Source organism: Candidatus Thermoplasmatota archaeon (assembly GCA_018814355.1).
GTDB lineage: Archaea > Thermoplasmatota > Thermoplasmata > UBA10834 > UBA10834 > COMBO-56-21.
Window position 1 is genome coordinate 1 of record JAHIZT010000123.1, and the last position, 15,541, is coordinate 15,541.

Genomic DNA, 15,541 nt, shown 5'->3' on the forward strand with positions numbered 1-15,541 from the left:
GCCGTTGTCAGTATACGGCATCCCTTCTTGGTGACCATGACATCGTCCTCTATCCTCACTCCGCCGAAATCTTTCACATAGACACCCGGTTCGACGGTCAGGATCATGCCCTCCTTCAAAATCATGTCCCGAGATGATGAGATCGCGCCCGGATCATGTACAGACAACCCTAGTCCGTGGCCTGTGCTGTGGATGAATCTTCCTTTGAAGCTGGAGCGGTCTACTATCTTCCTGGCGGCTTGGTCGACCTCCTTGCCATGGACTCCGTCACGAATGGCGTCAATCGCTGCGAGCTGCGCCCTCAGAACAACATCGTACATCTCCCTTTGCCTGGCATTCGGGGTCGAGCACACGAATGTTCTCGTGATGTCAGATACATAGCGCTTGTATGCGGCACCGAAGTCGAAGAGAGCCAGCTGTCCCGCCTTCAGCTTCCGCGAGCCGGGGACATAGTGCGGCTCTGCGGTCGTGGAGCCGAAAGAAGCGTTGGTTCCGAAGGACGGGCCGGATGCTCCGAGCTTCATCATCATGTAGTTGATCTCCGCTGCCGCCTCGGTCTCTATCATCCCCTTCTTCACGAAATCTGGGATGGCGTCAGCGGTCCTGGAGGCGATGACGCATGCCTTCTTGATCCGCTCAACCTCCTCTGAATCCTTGAGCATGCGCGCCCTTGCCACATACTTGGACACGTCCACTAATCGTGCTCCCTTCGAACACATCTTGATGAAGCAGTAGTTGGAATGCGTGAGTTCGTTCGAGTTGATGCCGATCTTCTTCAGCCCCTTGAGCCGCTTGGTCGTGAGCCCGATTCTCTGCTTCCGATCCTTGTAGATGGCGGTCTTCGCTCCGGCCTGTCTGGCGCTCAGTTCCTCAAGCTCCGAGGAAAGCACCTCGACTCCTCTGGGCCTCACGATGGTGACACAGTCCTCGAACAGGCCATTGATGATGCCAGTTGCATAGAAGAAACTCTGGTCCAGATGCGGCTCCGTGCCGTTGACCAACACGACTGCGTCGATGTCATCCTTCAGCTCTGAGAATATCCTCTTCTCCCTGGTGGCCATAGACTCACAACGCGTCTGCGAAATGCGCTTGAGCGTATAAAGAGCTGCGCTGGCTACACGCCGACCCAAACCGTCCCCGTGATCTTCCTGATGGCCGATATGGCTGACAGCGCGGCCAAGTAACTCGTCTTCGGGTTTCTGGGGGACGGGACGTTCCTCGTCACAGCATCCAGCTCTCCGAACTTGCCCTTTGCCTTCAGATGATGCTCGTTCGTCTGCACCTGTGGGTCGCAAACGATTCGGACCTTGGTCTTCTCAAAACCGATGCCGGCGAGAGATATCGTTGCCGCTACGTTGATGTTCTGAGGGAAATGTTTGACGGCCTCTCTTGCACTTCCGGAGAACAGTTCGGTCCTCTCCCTGAGTTCTGAGGCCTTGATGCCCTTCGACTCGAGGTATGGGTTCGGTCCGAAGGCGGACGGAGGTTTCGTCGTAATGAGCGTGACCTCGTCAATCGCTTCCAAGCTGGCGGCACCAAGAGCATCGATCCCGCCAATCGCCCCGCTCGGCAGGTATATCTTGGCACTTTTACGCTTGGCGAGCTGGAATGTGTCGTGTTGAAAATCCTCATCCTGGAAGACACCCACGCTCATGATGAGCACATCTACCCCGGCTGACAGAGCAAGAGGCACGTAGTATCTCGCCGCGTCCTGGCTCGCCGCCTCCACGGCCAGCTTTATGTCGTGGAGTATCGGGACTATGTCGGGGACGTACCTTACTTTCGTCATCTTCTGCTGGAGGAGTGTGGCGCATTCTTTGGAGCGGTCGGTTAGGTAGACGATACTTATGGCTTGCATTGGTTCTACGGCGCGTGCGATAGTCGTTCCGATGGCCCCGCAGCCTACGACGCAGATGTTCACGAGGAAAACAGAAAGCGGGGAGATATAAAAGCTTTCACTGGCAACACCTGGCTTTTTCGCGTTTCCGCACATTATTTGAGCCAAGCTGTCATTACGACGGAGGAAGAGATAGAAGCCAATGTCCTCCTTGAGCAGCATGAAGAAAAGGGCCACGAAGGTCGATCGGATTCTGACCCGCGTCTATGGCCGAAAGGAGCTCGCGCTCGATGATGCCCCTCTTGATACGCTGGTAGAGGCCATTCTCTCTCAGAACACCACAGACAAGAATTCCGGCCGGGCCTTCAGGAAGCTCAAAGACGCGTACCCGAAATGGGAGCGGATGCTCGGCGAAGACTCGAGGGAGGTTGCTAAGATAATCCGATCTGGCGGATTAGCTGGCATCAAGGCGGCCAGGATACTCGATGCCCTCGAATTCATCAATAGGGAGCGTGGAGCCTTGGACCTGGACTTCTTGAGAGATATGGAGCCGGATGAAGCTGAAGCCTGGCTAGGTCAGATGAAGGGCGTTGGGCCAAAGACGCGATCCATCGTTTTACTCTTCGCCCTTGGCATGCCCGCGTTCCCTGTGGACACTCACATCCACAGGGTCACGAGGCGTCTTGGCCTGATCGGGTCAAAGACAACCCGTGAGCAGGCCCAAGAGGAGCTGGCGAAGCTAGTTCCAAGGGAGGAATTCTACAACTTCCATATCGACATAATCGAGCACGGCAGAGCCGTGTGCCAGGCCAGGAAGCCTAAGTGCAACTTCTGCAAGATATCTCAGCTGTGCGATTTCTATGGGGGACTAGCGAAGGCACAGACTTGATATATCGTCAAATGGCTCTTCGTCCCGATGAGATACAGACTCCTGGAGCACACAGCCGATGCCATGGTCGAGGTCCACGGCAAGGATCTGGATGAACGGTTCGGAAATGCTGCGTACGCGCTGTTCGATCAGATTACTGACATCACGAAAGTGGAGCCAAAAGGCGAGATTGAGATAGTCCTCTCCGCCGAATCGCGCGACCAGCTTCTGGTGGATTTCCTGCAGGAGCTCCTATTCCTTCACGATGCTGAGGACCTCGTCTTCTGCGAGTTCGATGTGACGACCGATGGAAAGAAGCTAGATGCGCGTGTGCGCGGGGAGAAGTTCGATGAGAAGAAGCATCCGAAGAGGTCGGTTGTGAAGGGTGTGACATATCACAGGCTTGAGTTCGATGATGAGGAAGGCGTTGTAACCATTCTCTTCGACGTGTGAGGTCCCGACATGAAAGGCTCTGCAATCGCGCATCCGATCCAAGGTCTGATCAAGTACCATGGACTGAAAGACGAAAACCTGAGGATACCGTTCCACGATTCCATATCGGTCGCCACCGCACCGACCGCCTCGCACACGACGATTGAGTTCGGAGCGTTCAAGAAGGACTCGGCATCCGTTGATGGAAAGCGATTGTCTGGCCGCGAACTCGAGAGGGTGGTCTCAGTGGTCGACGAGGTGCGGAAGAGAAGCACGTTGCGGAAGAAGTTCAAGATGGTGTCCTTGAACAACTTCCCGTCGAATGTTGGCCTTGGCGCATCCGCCTCTGGGTTTGCGGCCCTGGCCGTGGCTGCCTGCGAGGCTTCTGGGTTGAAGCTCTCCCTCGAACAGACGTCTGTGATAGCGAGACGAGGGGCGGGCTCGGCCACGCGATCGGTCACAGGGGCGTTCTCCAGGTGGAGGGCTGGCTTTGAGGACGAGGAATCGTACTCATATCAAATTGCTTCCGAGGACTTCCAGATGGGCATTGTAGTCGCACTGATCCCTGCTTTCAAGTCCACGGAGAACGCTCACAAGGCGGTACTGACGTCACCGTTCTTCCATTCGCGGCTCGCATTCGTCCACGGAGCGCTCGCGGAGATGGAGAACGCCATTCGCAAGAGGAACGTTGACAAGATCGGCACTCTCGCGGAAAGGGACTCATTGATCCTGCACGGCATCACGATGACCAGCGTGGACGAGATGATCCTCTGGCGACCTGAAACTGTGAAGGTGATTCTCGAGGTAAGGAAGATGCGTTCCGAGGGCCTGCCTGCATATTTCTCGATCGATACGGGAGCGACCGTGTACGTCAACACGCAACCAAAGCACGTGAAAGAGGTCGAGAGACGGATCAGGAAACTGGGCATAGAGACGATCACGTGCGGAGTCGGCGGAAGCGCCCGAGTGACCGACAAGCATTTGTTCTAGTGACAGTCGTTCGAGCCATTCTTCTGCGTGTCGATAGCATCTCTCAGTGAGATCTCGCCCTTCGCCACCTTCTTGGCAAGGTCCTTGGAGACGGTCAAGGAGCCCGCACTCTCCAACCTGCTGATCCTCTGTATGTTCCTTATTTCGCCTTGGCATGGCTCTATTTCCTGTCTCTTAATTGGCGAGTAGCCAGGGGTCATCGCTATCTCAATGGCCGCATCCTCATCTGGTGTCTGGGACCGTTTCGTGGTGTTCCGCTCGTCGACTATCTCGAGCTTGTGCCCGTGGTCCCAGAGCCTGTTGAATATCCTGTTCCTATTGGTTCTGTCACCGTGACCTATCCGTACGACGACGTTCGCATTCGGATACGCCCTTGCGACGTTCTCAACAAGTGTGCTGACTGCCTCAGGTGATTCGGCAAGGGATCTCAACAACACGATGCCGTCACCGATCGCAGCGAACCCTGGCCTGGCCCCGGGGTCCACGCCGATCACGAGCTCCTTGACCTCGTCCTCCCCCGAGAGCATCATCCTTGCGCGAGCGATCGCCATGTCCGGGTCCTCGTCAGTCACTACCTTGTCGAAGGCCACCCGGTGCTTCTCGCTTCTGGAGGTTATTATGGCTCCTATGTAGGCAGGTACTGGGTCTGAGAAATCAAGTGAGACGAATCTGAGGTCCTGTTCTCTGAGTGCTTCGATCATCTCGAAGTAGGTCCGCGGGTTCTCGGTCAGGATGCCTATCAGCTGCATCTGGATAGTATCTGTGATACTCTGGATAAATAGATTCCCCTCATCCGTCCCTTCCAAGTCCTTTGAAGAACGATTTTCTTGGAGTGGACTTCTCATAGTCTCCGACCGACTGACTGAACTGCTTCAGCATGTCCTTCTGCTGGCCGCTCAGCTTCGTGGGCGTGACGACAGTGACCTTCACAAACTCGTCTCCCTGGCCGCGACCTCTCATGTCAGGCAGGCCTTTGCCTTTGAGTCTGAAGACCGTTCCAGTCTGTGTTCCTGCCGGTATTGTCACCAACGCGGTCCCATCCAGGGTCGGGACCTGCACCTCGTCTCCGATCGCAGCCTGCGCGAACGATATCGGCGTTTCTACGTAGAGGTCCTTCCCTTCTCTGACGAAGGTTTGGTGTTCTGCCATGTGAACAACTATGTAGAGATCCCCCGGCGGCCCGCCGTTCGGACTGGCCTCTCCTGCTCCCCTGATCCTGAGCCTCATGCCCTCGTCCGCGCCCATCGGGATGGAGACCTTGATGTTGCTCGTGGTCTGCGCCATGCCTGCGCCACCGCAGCTCGGGCACTTCCTGATTATCTGCTTTCCAGAGCCTCCGCATGTCGGGCATTGAGTGATCGTGACGAAGCTGGTGTTCCCGCGTCTCTGTCCTCTTTGGACCTGTCCAGAGCCCTTGCATGTGGGGCAGGTCTTGAAATCGCCGTCCTTGGCCCCTTCACCACCGCATGCTCTGCACTGGACCGAGTGAGGGATTCGAATCTCCTTCTCAACACCAGTGGAGATATCGTCCAGCGTGACCTCGATGTCGTATCTGAGCGATCGCCCCTCCTGCGGGCCTCTTCTGACTCCTCCGCCGAAGAGCTGGTCGAAGATGCTGCCTCCGGACCCCCCGAAGTTCCCGAAAATGTCGCTGATATCGCCATAGTGCGTGAAATCTGACCAGTCGAACCCGCCATGCCTGAACGTGCTCTCGACGCCCTCACGTCCGAACTGGTCGTAGCGTGCGCGTTTCTGGTCGTCGGCGAGAACCTCGTAAGCCTCCGAGATCCCCTTGAATTTCTCTTCGGCAGCCTTAGGATTGTCCTTGTTCATGTCGGGGTGGAACTTCATGGCCAGTTTTCGATAGGCCTGCTTTATCTCGTCCTTGGAGACACCTCTGGAAACCCCGAGCACTCCATAGTAGTCCATTTTGTCTGCCATTCTTCGGTCCCTCGGCGAGCCTTTTGCTGCTGTCCCGCGCATCCTTACCCGGATTAATGAAGGTTAAGGAGTTTGATGGTAAGATGATTTGGACCAGCCTCACTTCTTCTTGTCGTCCTCGTCGTCCACGATCTTGTAGTCAGCGTCGACGTATCCCTTGTCGTCGCCTGATGGCTGCTCGGGGTCGTTGCCCGGCGGAGGTCCCTGAGCCTGCTGCGCCTGCTGCTTCTCTGCAGCCTCGTAGACTCTCTTACCGATTTCAAGAAGTGCTTTCTCGAGTTCGTCCAGCTTCTCCTTGATCCTGGCCACATCATCGGTCGGCACGATCTCCTTCAGCTCATCAGCCAGCTTGGTCAGTTTGTCCTTGAGGTCCTGGGGCACCTTGTCTCCCATCTCCTCCAGTATCCTGCCGACTTCGTAGGCCTTCTGTTCGGCCCTGTTCTTGAGCTCTGCCTTCTCCTTGCGCTTTCGGTCCTCGTCCGCAAACTTCTCTGCGTCCTTGACCATCCTCTCGATGTCATCCTTTCCGATCTTCGTCGTGGCCGTTATTGTGATTTTCTGTTCCTTGCCAGTCCCGAGTTCTTTGGCCTTCACATCGATGATGCCATTGGCGTCTATGTCGAAGGTCACCTCGATCTGTGGCATGCCTCTAGGTGCTGGCGGGATGCCGATTAGGTGGAATCTCCCGAGGGTGACATTGTCGGGCGCCATGGGCCTCTCGCCCTGGAGCACGTGTATCTCCACGCTGGTCTGTCCGTCTGCTGCGGTGCTGAACACCTCGCTCTTACGCGTGGGTATCGTGGTGTTCTTTTCGATGAGGTGGTGGAACACTCCTCCAAGGGTCTCGACGCCAAGGGAGAGCGGTGTCACATCGAGCAACAAGATGTCCTTGACTGTCCCTTCAAGGACGCCGCCCTGGATGGCAGCCCCCATGGCGACGCACTCCATCGGGTCGACGCCTCACACGATATTCTTCCCAACCATCTCTTCGACGAACTTCTGTACTATTGGCATCCTGGTAGGACCGCCCACGAGAATGACCTTCTCGATCTTGTCCGGCGAGAGCTTGGCGTCCTCTAGCGCCTGGAGCATCGGCTTGCGGCACCTCTCAACTGTCGGTCTGACCAGCTCCTCCAGCTTCGCACGGGAGAGCTTCATTGTCATGTGCTTCGGCCCAGAGGCGTCAGCGCTCAGATACGGGAGATTGATTTCAGTCTCCAGAGTGGACGAGAGCTCTATCTTGGCCTTCTCAGCCGCCTCTCTGATTCTCTGGACCGCCATCTTGTCTTTCGATATGTCGATACCGGTGTCAGACTTGAACTCCTGCGTGATGAATTCCACGAGTGAGTTATCCATGTCAGTCCCGCCGAGCTGAGTGTCGCCATTCGTGGACACGACATCGAACACTCCTTGGCCGAACTCCATGATCGTGACGTCCAGCGTCCCACCGCCGAGGTCAAACACCAGTATCTTCTGCTCCTTCTCTGTCTTGTCCAGACCGTAGGCCAGGGCTGCTGCCGTGGGCTCGTTGATTATCCTTACGACATCAAGGCCAGCGATTTTCCCGGCGTCCTTGGTAGCCTGCCTTTGGTTGTCGTTGAAGTAAGCGGGCACGGTGATGACGGCCTTCTCGACCTTAGTCCCTAGATAAGCCTCCGCATCCCGCTTGATCTTCTGCAGAATGAACGCTGATATCTGCTGGGGCGTGTACTCCTTCCCGTACACTCGAACCTTGTAGTCCGTACCCATCTTCCTCTTTATTGCCATTATCGTGCCCTCAGGGTTGGACACCGCCTGCCGCCTCGCAGGTTCTCCCACGAGCATTTGCCCGTCCTTGGTAAACGCCACATATGACGGGAACGCCTTCCCGCCCAGGCTTGTACCCTCGGCGCTTGGTATGATGGTCGGCCTTCCAGCCTCCATCACCGCTGCCGCCGAGTTGCTCGTCCCGAGGTCGATTCCAATTATCTTTCCTTTTGTGTCTGCCATCTGTAGTCACCTCTATTGATTCTCATCCTCTTCTTTGTTGGATTTCCGATTAGACTGTTCATCGTCATTGTCAATCACTTCAGCTTCATTGCCTTCTAGCTCTTTCTTCTTCGCGACCTTCACCCTCGCTGGTCGCAAGGGTTTTTGGCCAAGAGAATAGCCTTTCTGGTAAACCTCCAGAATCTGGCCATCCTCGACATCATCTCGCTCTTCTGTCATGAGAGCCTCGTGCATGAAAGGGTCGAACATCCCCTCAGCTTTGATCTCCTTCAGTCCTTCTCGCTGGAGTGTCTGGAGCAGCTGTTTGAGCAGCCTATCGAGACCCGCGTTGAGGCGGTCCCTGTCGCAGTCCTCCTTTGTATCTTCTAGTGCCTTGTCGAACGAGTCGAGGACCGCGAGTAGGTCCGTCATCAATCGCTGAGTCGCGATCTTCGATCTCTCGAACCATTCCTTCTCCGTCCGCTTCTTGAAGTTCTCGAACTCAGCCTGGAGACGCTTCAAGTCGTCGGTGAGGTCGGCGATCTGCTTTTCCTTGAGCGTCATCGAGTCTTTCGGCGAGGGTTCCTTGGCTGTACCATTGTCGGGCATGACTGCTTCGTCCGTTTCCTCATCTGCCGTCGTCCATCGCCTCCAGGCACGTTCTCGTTTCGTCTAAGGTCCGCACTATGGTCCTAGCGTTTCAAGTGTGGGCCGAATAAGAGAAATTGAAGGGGTTTTGGGGGGTGGATCTCAGTCCATTCCGCCCTCGTCGCCCATGTCTGGTCCCTTGGGTCCCTTGCCGCCAGCACCGCCCTTCGAGGCGATGACATCGTCGATCCTCAGGATCATGACCGCTGCATCGGTGGCTGAGCTTATCGCCTGCCTTGCGATCCTGATGGGCTCCAGGACTTTCTCCTTCTTCATGTCCATGACCTTGCCCGTGAAGACATTGATGCCAGCGTACTTCTTGCCGCCCTTGTGCGCCTGCCTCAACGAAATCATGACATCGATCGGATCCAGGCCAGCGTTCTCGGAGAGCGCTATCGGAACGACCTCCATCGCGCTTGCGAACGCATCGATGGCGATCTGCTCCCTGCCGCCGACGGACGCTGCGTAGTCCCTCAGCTTGAGCGCGAGTTCGACTGCGGTCGACCCTCCGCCTGTGACCAGCTTTCCGTCCTCGTAAGCGACGGAGACAACGCTGATAGCGTCGTTGAGCGACCTGTCGATCTCGTCGACCACGTGCTCAGTGCCGCCTCTGATCAGGATGGAAACTGCCTTCGGGTTCTTGCAGCCAGTTACGAAAGTCATGCGGTCATCTGCGATCTTCTTCTCCTCGACGAGTGCTGCTTCGCCCAGGTCACTCGCCTTCAGGTCGTCGAGCTTCGTGACCAGGTTCGCACCAGTGGCCTTCGAGAGCTTCTCCATGTCGCTCTTCTTCACCCTGCGGACAGCGTAGATGCCTTCCTTCGCAAGATAGTGCTGCGCGAGGTCGTCGATGCCCTTCTGGGCGAAAAGCACAGTTGCTCCGGACTTCTTGACGATCGCAACCATCTTCTTGAGCATGTTCTCCTCTTCGTCGAGGAACGCATGCAGCTGGCTCGGGTCTGTTATCTCTATCTTCGCGTCGATCTCGGTCTTCTTTACCTCGAGTGCGGAGTCCACGAGCGCGACCTTGGCCTTCTCGACCTTCTTCGGCATTCCTGAGTGAACGGCCTCCTTGTCGACAATGATCCCTGCGATCATCTGCGTGTCGTCCATGGAGCCACCCTGCTTCTTCACGACCTGTATGTTGTCATCATCGACGTACCATTTGCCGTCCTTCTTCTCAGCAACGGCGCTGACTGCCCTCACGGCCACATCAGCGAGCAGGTCTCTGGATGCTGAGACGCTCTTCGATATCATCGATGTGCGCGCGATGTCCATCAAGGTGTCCTTATCATCTGGGGAGACCTTGATCGCGAGGTTCTCCAGCAGTTCCCTGGCCTTTGTCGCGGCCGCTCTGTAACCGCCTGAGATGACGGTCGGGTGGACGTTCTGCTCGATCATTGCCTCGGCCTTCTTTAGAAGCTCACCTGCAAGGATGACCGCGGTTGTAGTGCCGTCTCCGCATTCCTCGTCCTGTGTCTTTGCTACCTCGACTAGCATCTTCGCAGCCGGGTGCTCGACGTCGATCTCCTTCAGAATCGTGACCCCGTCGTTCGTGATGACGACATCGCCCATGCTGTCCACTAGCATCTTGTCCATGCCCCTCGGGCCCAGCGTGCTGCGGACCGAATCAGCGATTGCTCTGGCCGCAGTGATGTTGTTGAACTGCGCGCCCTTTCCTTTCTCTCTCTTGGTTCCTTCCTTCAGTATAAAAATCGGTGTTTGGCCTATCACTTTCCATACCTCCCTATCAACTGTCCAGATGGATTGACTTCCGCCTATGATTCCTGCGGTTAGGGTTTCGTATATGTTAGGACTTCTATATAAGCGTTGCGGAGTACCATTACGGCCCCTAGAGAGGCATCCCGCATCTGCCAGGCGGAGCGATATGAACTAGGTGCTCCTATCGCTTTGACTGATGAACCTCAGATTCCGGGATTCCCACTTGGATGTCGTCGGAGCGCGGCCTGAACTTGGAGAGGCTCTCAGTGGGCCGAAGCTCGTCTTGCCGCTCTCGAACGGCTTCTTCAGATCCTTTGAGCGCATCCTCATTCGGTCCTTTCTCGCGTCATTGTGCTTGCACGGGCGCTCATGCGTGCGTAGCATGTTATATCTAGGCCGTCTGTGGTTGTCCGGACCTACCTATGATTGTAGTTCCTTACGTGAGCATCAATGGTCGTACCTTGACTAAGCGCGCTTACCCGCGCGGAAAGTTGGCGGACTTCGCATCGAAGCTATCGGACGACTTCGAGAAGCTCTATCTCGCGGATCTCGACGGCATCAACCGCAACAAGCCGCAACTCGACCTCGCTCAGGAAGTGTGCGAAGAGATATCGACTTTCTACGAGGGCGGAGTACGCTTCTCGAACAACGTGATAGACATGTTGATAACGGGCGCGGAAAAGGCCGTCATAGGCACCGCGACTCTTGCGAGCCTTGACGACCTGAGAGGAGCCTTTAAGCTTTCAGAAAACATTACGCTTAAAGTAGACTACCGGGATGGGATCGTGAGTTTTGACCCCGCTATTGCTGGCAGAGCCCTCCTTGACCTTTCTCGGGACGTTCGCGAAGTCGGCATAACCGACTTGTTCGTCCCGGGCAGTCTGGCCAGGGAAGCCGCTGCGGTTAAGCAGGAACTCGGTTTCTCCCTCGGAGTCTTCGCCTCGGTGACGGAGCGCTCGAGCCTCGAGTCGCTCGGAGTAGACTACATCGTCGCAGAGGATTACGGGAGATTGGAAGGTCATGAGTGAGCTGCAGAGGAGCATCGTATTGCTGTTCAGGAGGAAGGGGAAGGAGTTCCTCACTGAGAGGGAGTTCGTCTTCTCGGCCTCCATGGATCTCAGGTGGTTCTCGCCGAAGGATGCGCAGAAACTCCTGGACGCTGGTTTGACGGGTGGCTATCTGAGGAAGAAGAATGGGAACGTCTTCCCGACATTTGACATGGACGGCATCGATGTGCCCTTAGACTACAAACCCACCAAGGAGATGCTTGAGCAGACACCGAAAGCGCAGGTGGATTTCTTCTCGGAGATCGTGGACAAGATCGTCAGAACGAAGGCTGTTCCGAAGCGAGAGGTCGTCTCCAGAGTGAACAAGAAGCAGGAGCTTCTTGGAATCGATGTCGAGCCAGCTGCATTGTTGGTCGCGTCGGACTACGGCCTGCTTGTCGACAATTCGTTCATCGAGCGGGCGGAATCGGAGATCCTTCACAGGGACTTCTCAATCTGACCGATAGAATGGGACCGTTCCGGCGTCACTTCTGCTGCATCCTGATCAGGTCAGCCAGCGTCAGCGCGGATGTGCTCATGCCCTTGGCCACCTGCGTATCCACTACCTTCTCCCTGAGCTTGACGCCCAGCTCCCTCTCGAGCTTCACGATTATCTTGTCGTCTGGTCTCATCTGGCCAGTCTCGATCTTGCTCAGCACGGTCAGGCGCTCGTTTATCTTCATTGCGAGGTCCTTCTGCGACATGCCCTTGCCTGAGCGCGCGTTGCGAATGCGCGCCGGGAAATCCTCAGCCAGTTCCTCCTTGCCCATCCCCTCCAGGACGTCTCTCGGGCGGGAACGTTTCTCGCGGACCTCAAGTCGCTGAGCTATCACAGGTTTGGGTGCGGACTCCTTCTCGGGCGCCTTCTTAGCCTCAATGCCAAACTTTGCGCATTCGGTGCAAACTTCAAGTTGAACCCCCTCTATTGTCACCTTCCTGCAGAAGGTGGCGTCCTTCCCGCAGAGCTCGCAAACCATCAGAATCACACTTCTGAACTAGCACGCCAAAGAATAAATAGAGTATTTAACCTTATATAATTACCAGGCCGGAATAAAGATTCTCAACGAGGTGTGAAGCATTGGAACAGGACCAACCTAGCCCGATGTTGGAAGAGACCAACAGGAAGATTTCCGTCCTAGAGGAAAGGAACCTCGAGCTTGTCGAAGAGGCTCGCCGAGTAGAAGGAGAGAAGAGGTTCGTGGAGGGAGAGCTGATCAGACTCCAGAAGGAGCTGAAGAGGCTCAAGGCCGAACTGGAGAGACTGAAGGCGCCTCCGCTCATAATCGGACAGGTGAAGGACATACTGGCCGACGGGAGAGTTGTCGTCAAGAGCTCGACCGGCCCAGATTTCATCGTCAGCACTTCAGACTACGTCTCACCGGAGCTCCTGCTGTCAGGCGCCAGGGTTGCTCTGAACAAGCAGACCCTGGCGGTCATGGGCGTATTGCCCCCGTCTCTCGACCCGATCGTAATGGGCGCAGAGATCATAGCCAAGCCCGACACGGACTATACGGAAATTGGCGGTCTCCAGGAACAGATCCTCGAAATCCGAGAAGCTGTTGAGGATCCGCTTCTAAGACCTGAGCTGTACAAGAAGGTCGGCATCGACCCGCCGAAAGGCGTTCTGCTCATCGGCCCGCCAGGTACGGGCAAGACACTGCTCGCAAAGGCCGTCGCCAAGCAGACCAATGCCACATTCATCAGGTTCGTCGGCTCTGAGCTCGTGCAGAAGTACATCGGAGAGGGCGCGAGGCTCGTTAGAGAGCTGTTCGACCTTGCGAGACAGAAGGCGCCGTCCATTGTGTTCATTGACGAGATCGACAGCATCGGCGCCAAGAGGCTCGAGCTTGCGACGTCTGGCGACCGCGAGGTCCAGAGGACCTTGATGCAGCTCTTGGCTGAGCTCGACGGTTTCAATCCGCTGGGCGAGGTCAAGATCATCGGCGCGACGAACAGGCCCGACATACTTGACGAGGCGCTTCTGAGGCCAGGCAGGTTCGACAGGATCATCGACATACCATTCCCGAACTTCGAGGCCAGGAGCGAAATATTCAAGATACATTCGAAGCGCATGAACCTCGATGCCACGGTCCATCTCGAGGAGCTGGGCGTGAAGACAGAGGGCGCAACGGGTGCCGATATCAAGGCCATGTGCACTGAGGCCGGAATGTTCGCCATAAGGGACAACAGGGACATCGTAAACATGGTGGACTTCGAGAAGGCCATCACGAAGGTCCTTGACGAGGACGCTGAGAAGGGCATGGAAACCGGCCCGATGTTCGCCTGAGCGGATCAGCCAGGATAAACAATGCGGAGGTCACTTCTCCGCTTCTTCCTCTATATCCTTTTCTATCACGAACGCTCCGATATAGTTGCACCTTTTGCAGTGGTATTTGTACCCGGTGATGAGAGCGTTCTCGTAGTATAGGTCCGCAGAGCCGCACTGCGGGCAGGTGAGCACGGCCTTCTTCCTCTTCTTTGGCACGACACCGACATGCACAAGGGGGAAAATAACAGTTGCCTAGTACTGGCTGATGTCGCCCTTCATGAACTCCCGCAGAAGAGCGGTGGCGTAGCAGCCCTTGTTAAGAGTGAACCTGAACGTGGCCTCACTCTTGTCCGCCTTGACCGAGAGTTCCTTGTATGGTGAGAGCAGTTCACGGCGAGTCCCTTTCGAGGATGCCTCTCTCAGTCCAACGATTTGGAAGTCCAAGCGCTTGAGGTTCTCGTTCTCGATGATCTTCTTTTCTATCTCGCCCATCCTTCCTTGCGCGAACACCGACTCTGAACCATAGATCAGTCCGCTCACGAAGGCCTTTCCCTCGCGTGCGTTCCTGACAGCCTTCTCCAGATTATCCTCTGTCACGAGGATCGGGTTGTCATGGTCCGGGACGTTGTTCTTCGAGAGAGGGAGGATCATGTCACCCACTTCAGGCTCCTTGATTGACATGCCTTTCCTGATCCTCTCGCTCAGCGTACGGTTGAACAGGTAGGACTGGTATGCGTGGACGAACATCATGAGAAGGTTGTAGGGCAGGGTCTTGAGCGCCCCTAGGAAATCCCCAGGGTTGTCCTTCAGATGACCTATCATCATACGCTCGAAAGTGAGCTTCATCGGATACTCGTCAAAAGCGCGCTCGAAATCCTTGGTCTCCTGCAATGCCCTCCTAGCGTCGTTCGCCTCGGAGTCCTCTTCGAGGGGATTGGCCACATACCTCATGACCGCGCCCTCGATATCGCCTCTTACTAGGTCCTTGCCGACCAGGTGGGTGATCGACCTCACTGAACCGAACCTCTGGATTCCAAAGTAGTTGGGGAAGCCGCTTGTCGGCTCCAGCCGCTCCTTAACGGCCTTGCAGATGCCCTCTGTGTCCGTCCCTTGCGATATGTCGGTGACTCGGATCTGAAACTTGTTGCCCACGAGATCCCCGATCGATATCATCCGTCTCGCAGTGTACACATCCGTGATCCTCACGTCTGGAATCTCGAGCGACTTCACAAAATCTATCGGGGCGTTGAAGGACATTAGCTGGGTCGCCACGGATCTCCCATCCTTGGTGCCGGCGAAGCCGATCCTGGACCGCCCGACATGCAGGTTGGAACCGAGTCTGCGGACGAGCCTGTTCGCCTCCCAATTCCTGTGCCACACCTTGGCTATGACGAACTTGCCGTCCGGAAACGGTGGAGGGAGGATCGATATCTCATCCACCACGAAGTCCTCTGGAGTCCTCCTCAACCTTCCCCCGATACCGGGGATGTCCTCTGTCAGGAATATCTCCAGACCGAGGTCGCTCTCGTACATCAGACCAACAGAATCATTACCAAGGGTATGAACATTGGTACACGTTGGTTCTGTCTAGACTCGGGTGGTACATGTAGTACCAACTATCAAGAATACGTTGTCTCGCTGACCACCAGATGCCAGTCAAGGCACACGCACGGGTCGACCCGTGCAACAGCAGCAGAACGCGCTCGACATGTGGGAGAGTGCTTGATTCCCGAATGGGCGCGTGTGTCGCGTGCGCTCGTTCAGATGTGCCCATCCAGGCGCCGTCTGCGAGCGCCGGCCTGCTGCCGACAGCCGTCTCC

At 56.1% G+C, this 15,541-nt stretch carries 16 protein-coding genes and 1 pseudogene; 6 read left to right on the top strand and 11 right to left on the bottom strand.

What is annotated here, in order from left to right; all coding sequences use genetic code 11:
* On the bottom strand, positions 1-1,061 hold a 1,061-nt coding region (locus KJ653_09125), incomplete at its 3' end, for a Xaa-Pro peptidase family protein (protein MBU0685989.1).
* 53 nt (positions 1,062-1,114) lie between these two features.
* Entirely contained in the window at positions 1,115-1,921 is an 807-nt protein-coding gene (locus KJ653_09130) for an aspartate dehydrogenase (protein ID MBU0685990.1), read from the bottom strand.
* 136 nt (positions 1,922-2,057) lie between these two features.
* On the opposite strand from KJ653_09130, the gene KJ653_09135 reads away from it, so the two are divergent.
* Genes KJ653_09135 through mvaD form a run of 3 tightly spaced genes read left to right on the top strand, consistent with a single transcriptional unit; the run spans position 2,058 to position 4,127 of the window.
* Positions 2,058-2,726 carry an endonuclease III gene (locus KJ653_09135; GenBank protein MBU0685991.1) on the top strand — a complete coding sequence of 223 codons (669 nt, stop codon included), beginning with the start codon at positions 2,058-2,060 and terminating at the stop codon, positions 2,724-2,726.
* A gap of 27 nt (positions 2,727-2,753) precedes the next feature.
* A complete protein-coding gene (locus KJ653_09140; GenBank protein MBU0685992.1) occupies positions 2,754-3,158 on the top strand; it encodes an archease in 405 nt (134 codons plus the stop codon).
* 9 nt (positions 3,159-3,167) lie between these two features.
* Positions 3,168-4,127, top strand: a complete 960-nt coding sequence (mvaD, locus tag KJ653_09145; protein ID MBU0685993.1) for a diphosphomevalonate decarboxylase — start codon at positions 3,168-3,170, stop codon at positions 4,125-4,127.
* On the opposite strand, the gene KJ653_09150 is transcribed toward mvaD, so the two are convergent.
* The 6 genes and pseudogenes from KJ653_09150 to KJ653_09175 form a co-directional block, all read right to left on the bottom strand.
* A complete protein-coding gene (locus KJ653_09150) occupies positions 4,124-4,876 on the bottom strand; it encodes a hypothetical protein (protein MBU0685994.1) in 753 nt (250 codons plus the stop codon). The genes mvaD and KJ653_09150 overlap by 4 nt on opposite strands.
* Positions 4,877-4,916: 40 nt before the next feature.
* Positions 4,917-6,068, bottom strand: a complete 1,152-nt coding sequence (dnaJ, locus tag KJ653_09155; GenBank protein ID MBU0685995.1) for a molecular chaperone DnaJ — start codon at positions 6,066-6,068, stop codon at positions 4,917-4,919.
* A gap of 99 nt (positions 6,069-6,167) precedes the next feature.
* Positions 6,168-8,057 (bottom strand): annotated as a pseudogene (gene dnaK / locus KJ653_09160) (molecular chaperone DnaK).
* Between the two features lie 12 nt (positions 8,058-8,069).
* Positions 8,070-8,645 (bottom strand): nucleotide exchange factor GrpE, encoded by a 576-nt coding sequence (locus KJ653_09165; GenBank protein ID MBU0685996.1) that lies wholly within the window; start codon positions 8,643-8,645, stop codon positions 8,070-8,072.
* Between the two features lie 141 nt (positions 8,646-8,786).
* Positions 8,787-10,418, bottom strand: coding sequence for a TCP-1/cpn60 chaperonin family protein (locus tag KJ653_09170; protein MBU0685997.1), 1,632 nt, complete (start codon positions 10,416-10,418; stop codon positions 8,787-8,789).
* A gap of 159 nt (positions 10,419-10,577) precedes the next feature.
* Positions 10,578-10,736 carry a hypothetical protein gene (locus tag KJ653_09175; GenBank protein MBU0685998.1) on the bottom strand — a complete coding sequence of 53 codons (159 nt, stop codon included), beginning with the start codon at positions 10,734-10,736 and terminating at the stop codon, positions 10,578-10,580.
* A 131-nt stretch (positions 10,737-10,867) separates the two neighbouring features.
* Here KJ653_09175 and KJ653_09180 point away from each other — a divergent pair, with 131 nt between their 5' ends.
* Positions 10,868-11,434: a hypothetical protein gene (locus tag KJ653_09180; protein MBU0685999.1), complete on the top strand. Its 567-nt coding sequence runs from the start codon at positions 10,868-10,870 to the stop codon at positions 11,432-11,434.
* Positions 11,427-11,912, top strand: a complete 486-nt coding sequence (locus tag KJ653_09185) for a DUF2240 family protein (protein MBU0686000.1) — start codon at positions 11,427-11,429, stop codon at positions 11,910-11,912. Before KJ653_09180 ends, KJ653_09185 begins: the two co-directional genes overlap by 8 nt.
* 25 nt (positions 11,913-11,937) lie before the next feature.
* On the opposite strand, the gene KJ653_09190 is transcribed toward KJ653_09185, so the two are convergent.
* The gene (locus tag KJ653_09190; protein MBU0686001.1) at positions 11,938-12,429 is read right to left on the bottom strand and encodes a TIGR00270 family protein; all 492 of its coding nucleotides are present in this window, start codon (positions 12,427-12,429) and stop codon (positions 11,938-11,940) included.
* Positions 12,430-12,554: 125 nt separating this feature from the next.
* Here KJ653_09190 and KJ653_09195 point away from each other — a divergent pair, with 125 nt between their 5' ends.
* A complete protein-coding gene (locus tag KJ653_09195) occupies positions 12,555-13,739 on the top strand; it encodes a proteasome-activating nucleotidase (GenBank protein ID MBU0686002.1) in 1,185 nt (394 codons plus the stop codon).
* 30 nt (positions 13,740-13,769) lie between these two features.
* On the opposite strand, the gene KJ653_09200 is transcribed toward KJ653_09195, so the two are convergent.
* Together KJ653_09200 and truD are read right to left on the bottom strand one after the other, a co-directional pair.
* A complete protein-coding gene (locus KJ653_09200) occupies positions 13,770-13,937 on the bottom strand; it encodes a hypothetical protein (protein MBU0686003.1) in 168 nt (55 codons plus the stop codon).
* A 36-nt stretch (positions 13,938-13,973) separates the two neighbouring features.
* The gene (gene truD / locus KJ653_09205; GenBank protein MBU0686004.1) at positions 13,974-15,254 is read right to left on the bottom strand and encodes a tRNA pseudouridine(13) synthase TruD; all 1,281 of its coding nucleotides are present in this window, start codon (positions 15,252-15,254) and stop codon (positions 13,974-13,976) included.
* Positions 15,255-15,541: the final 287 nt, after the last annotated feature.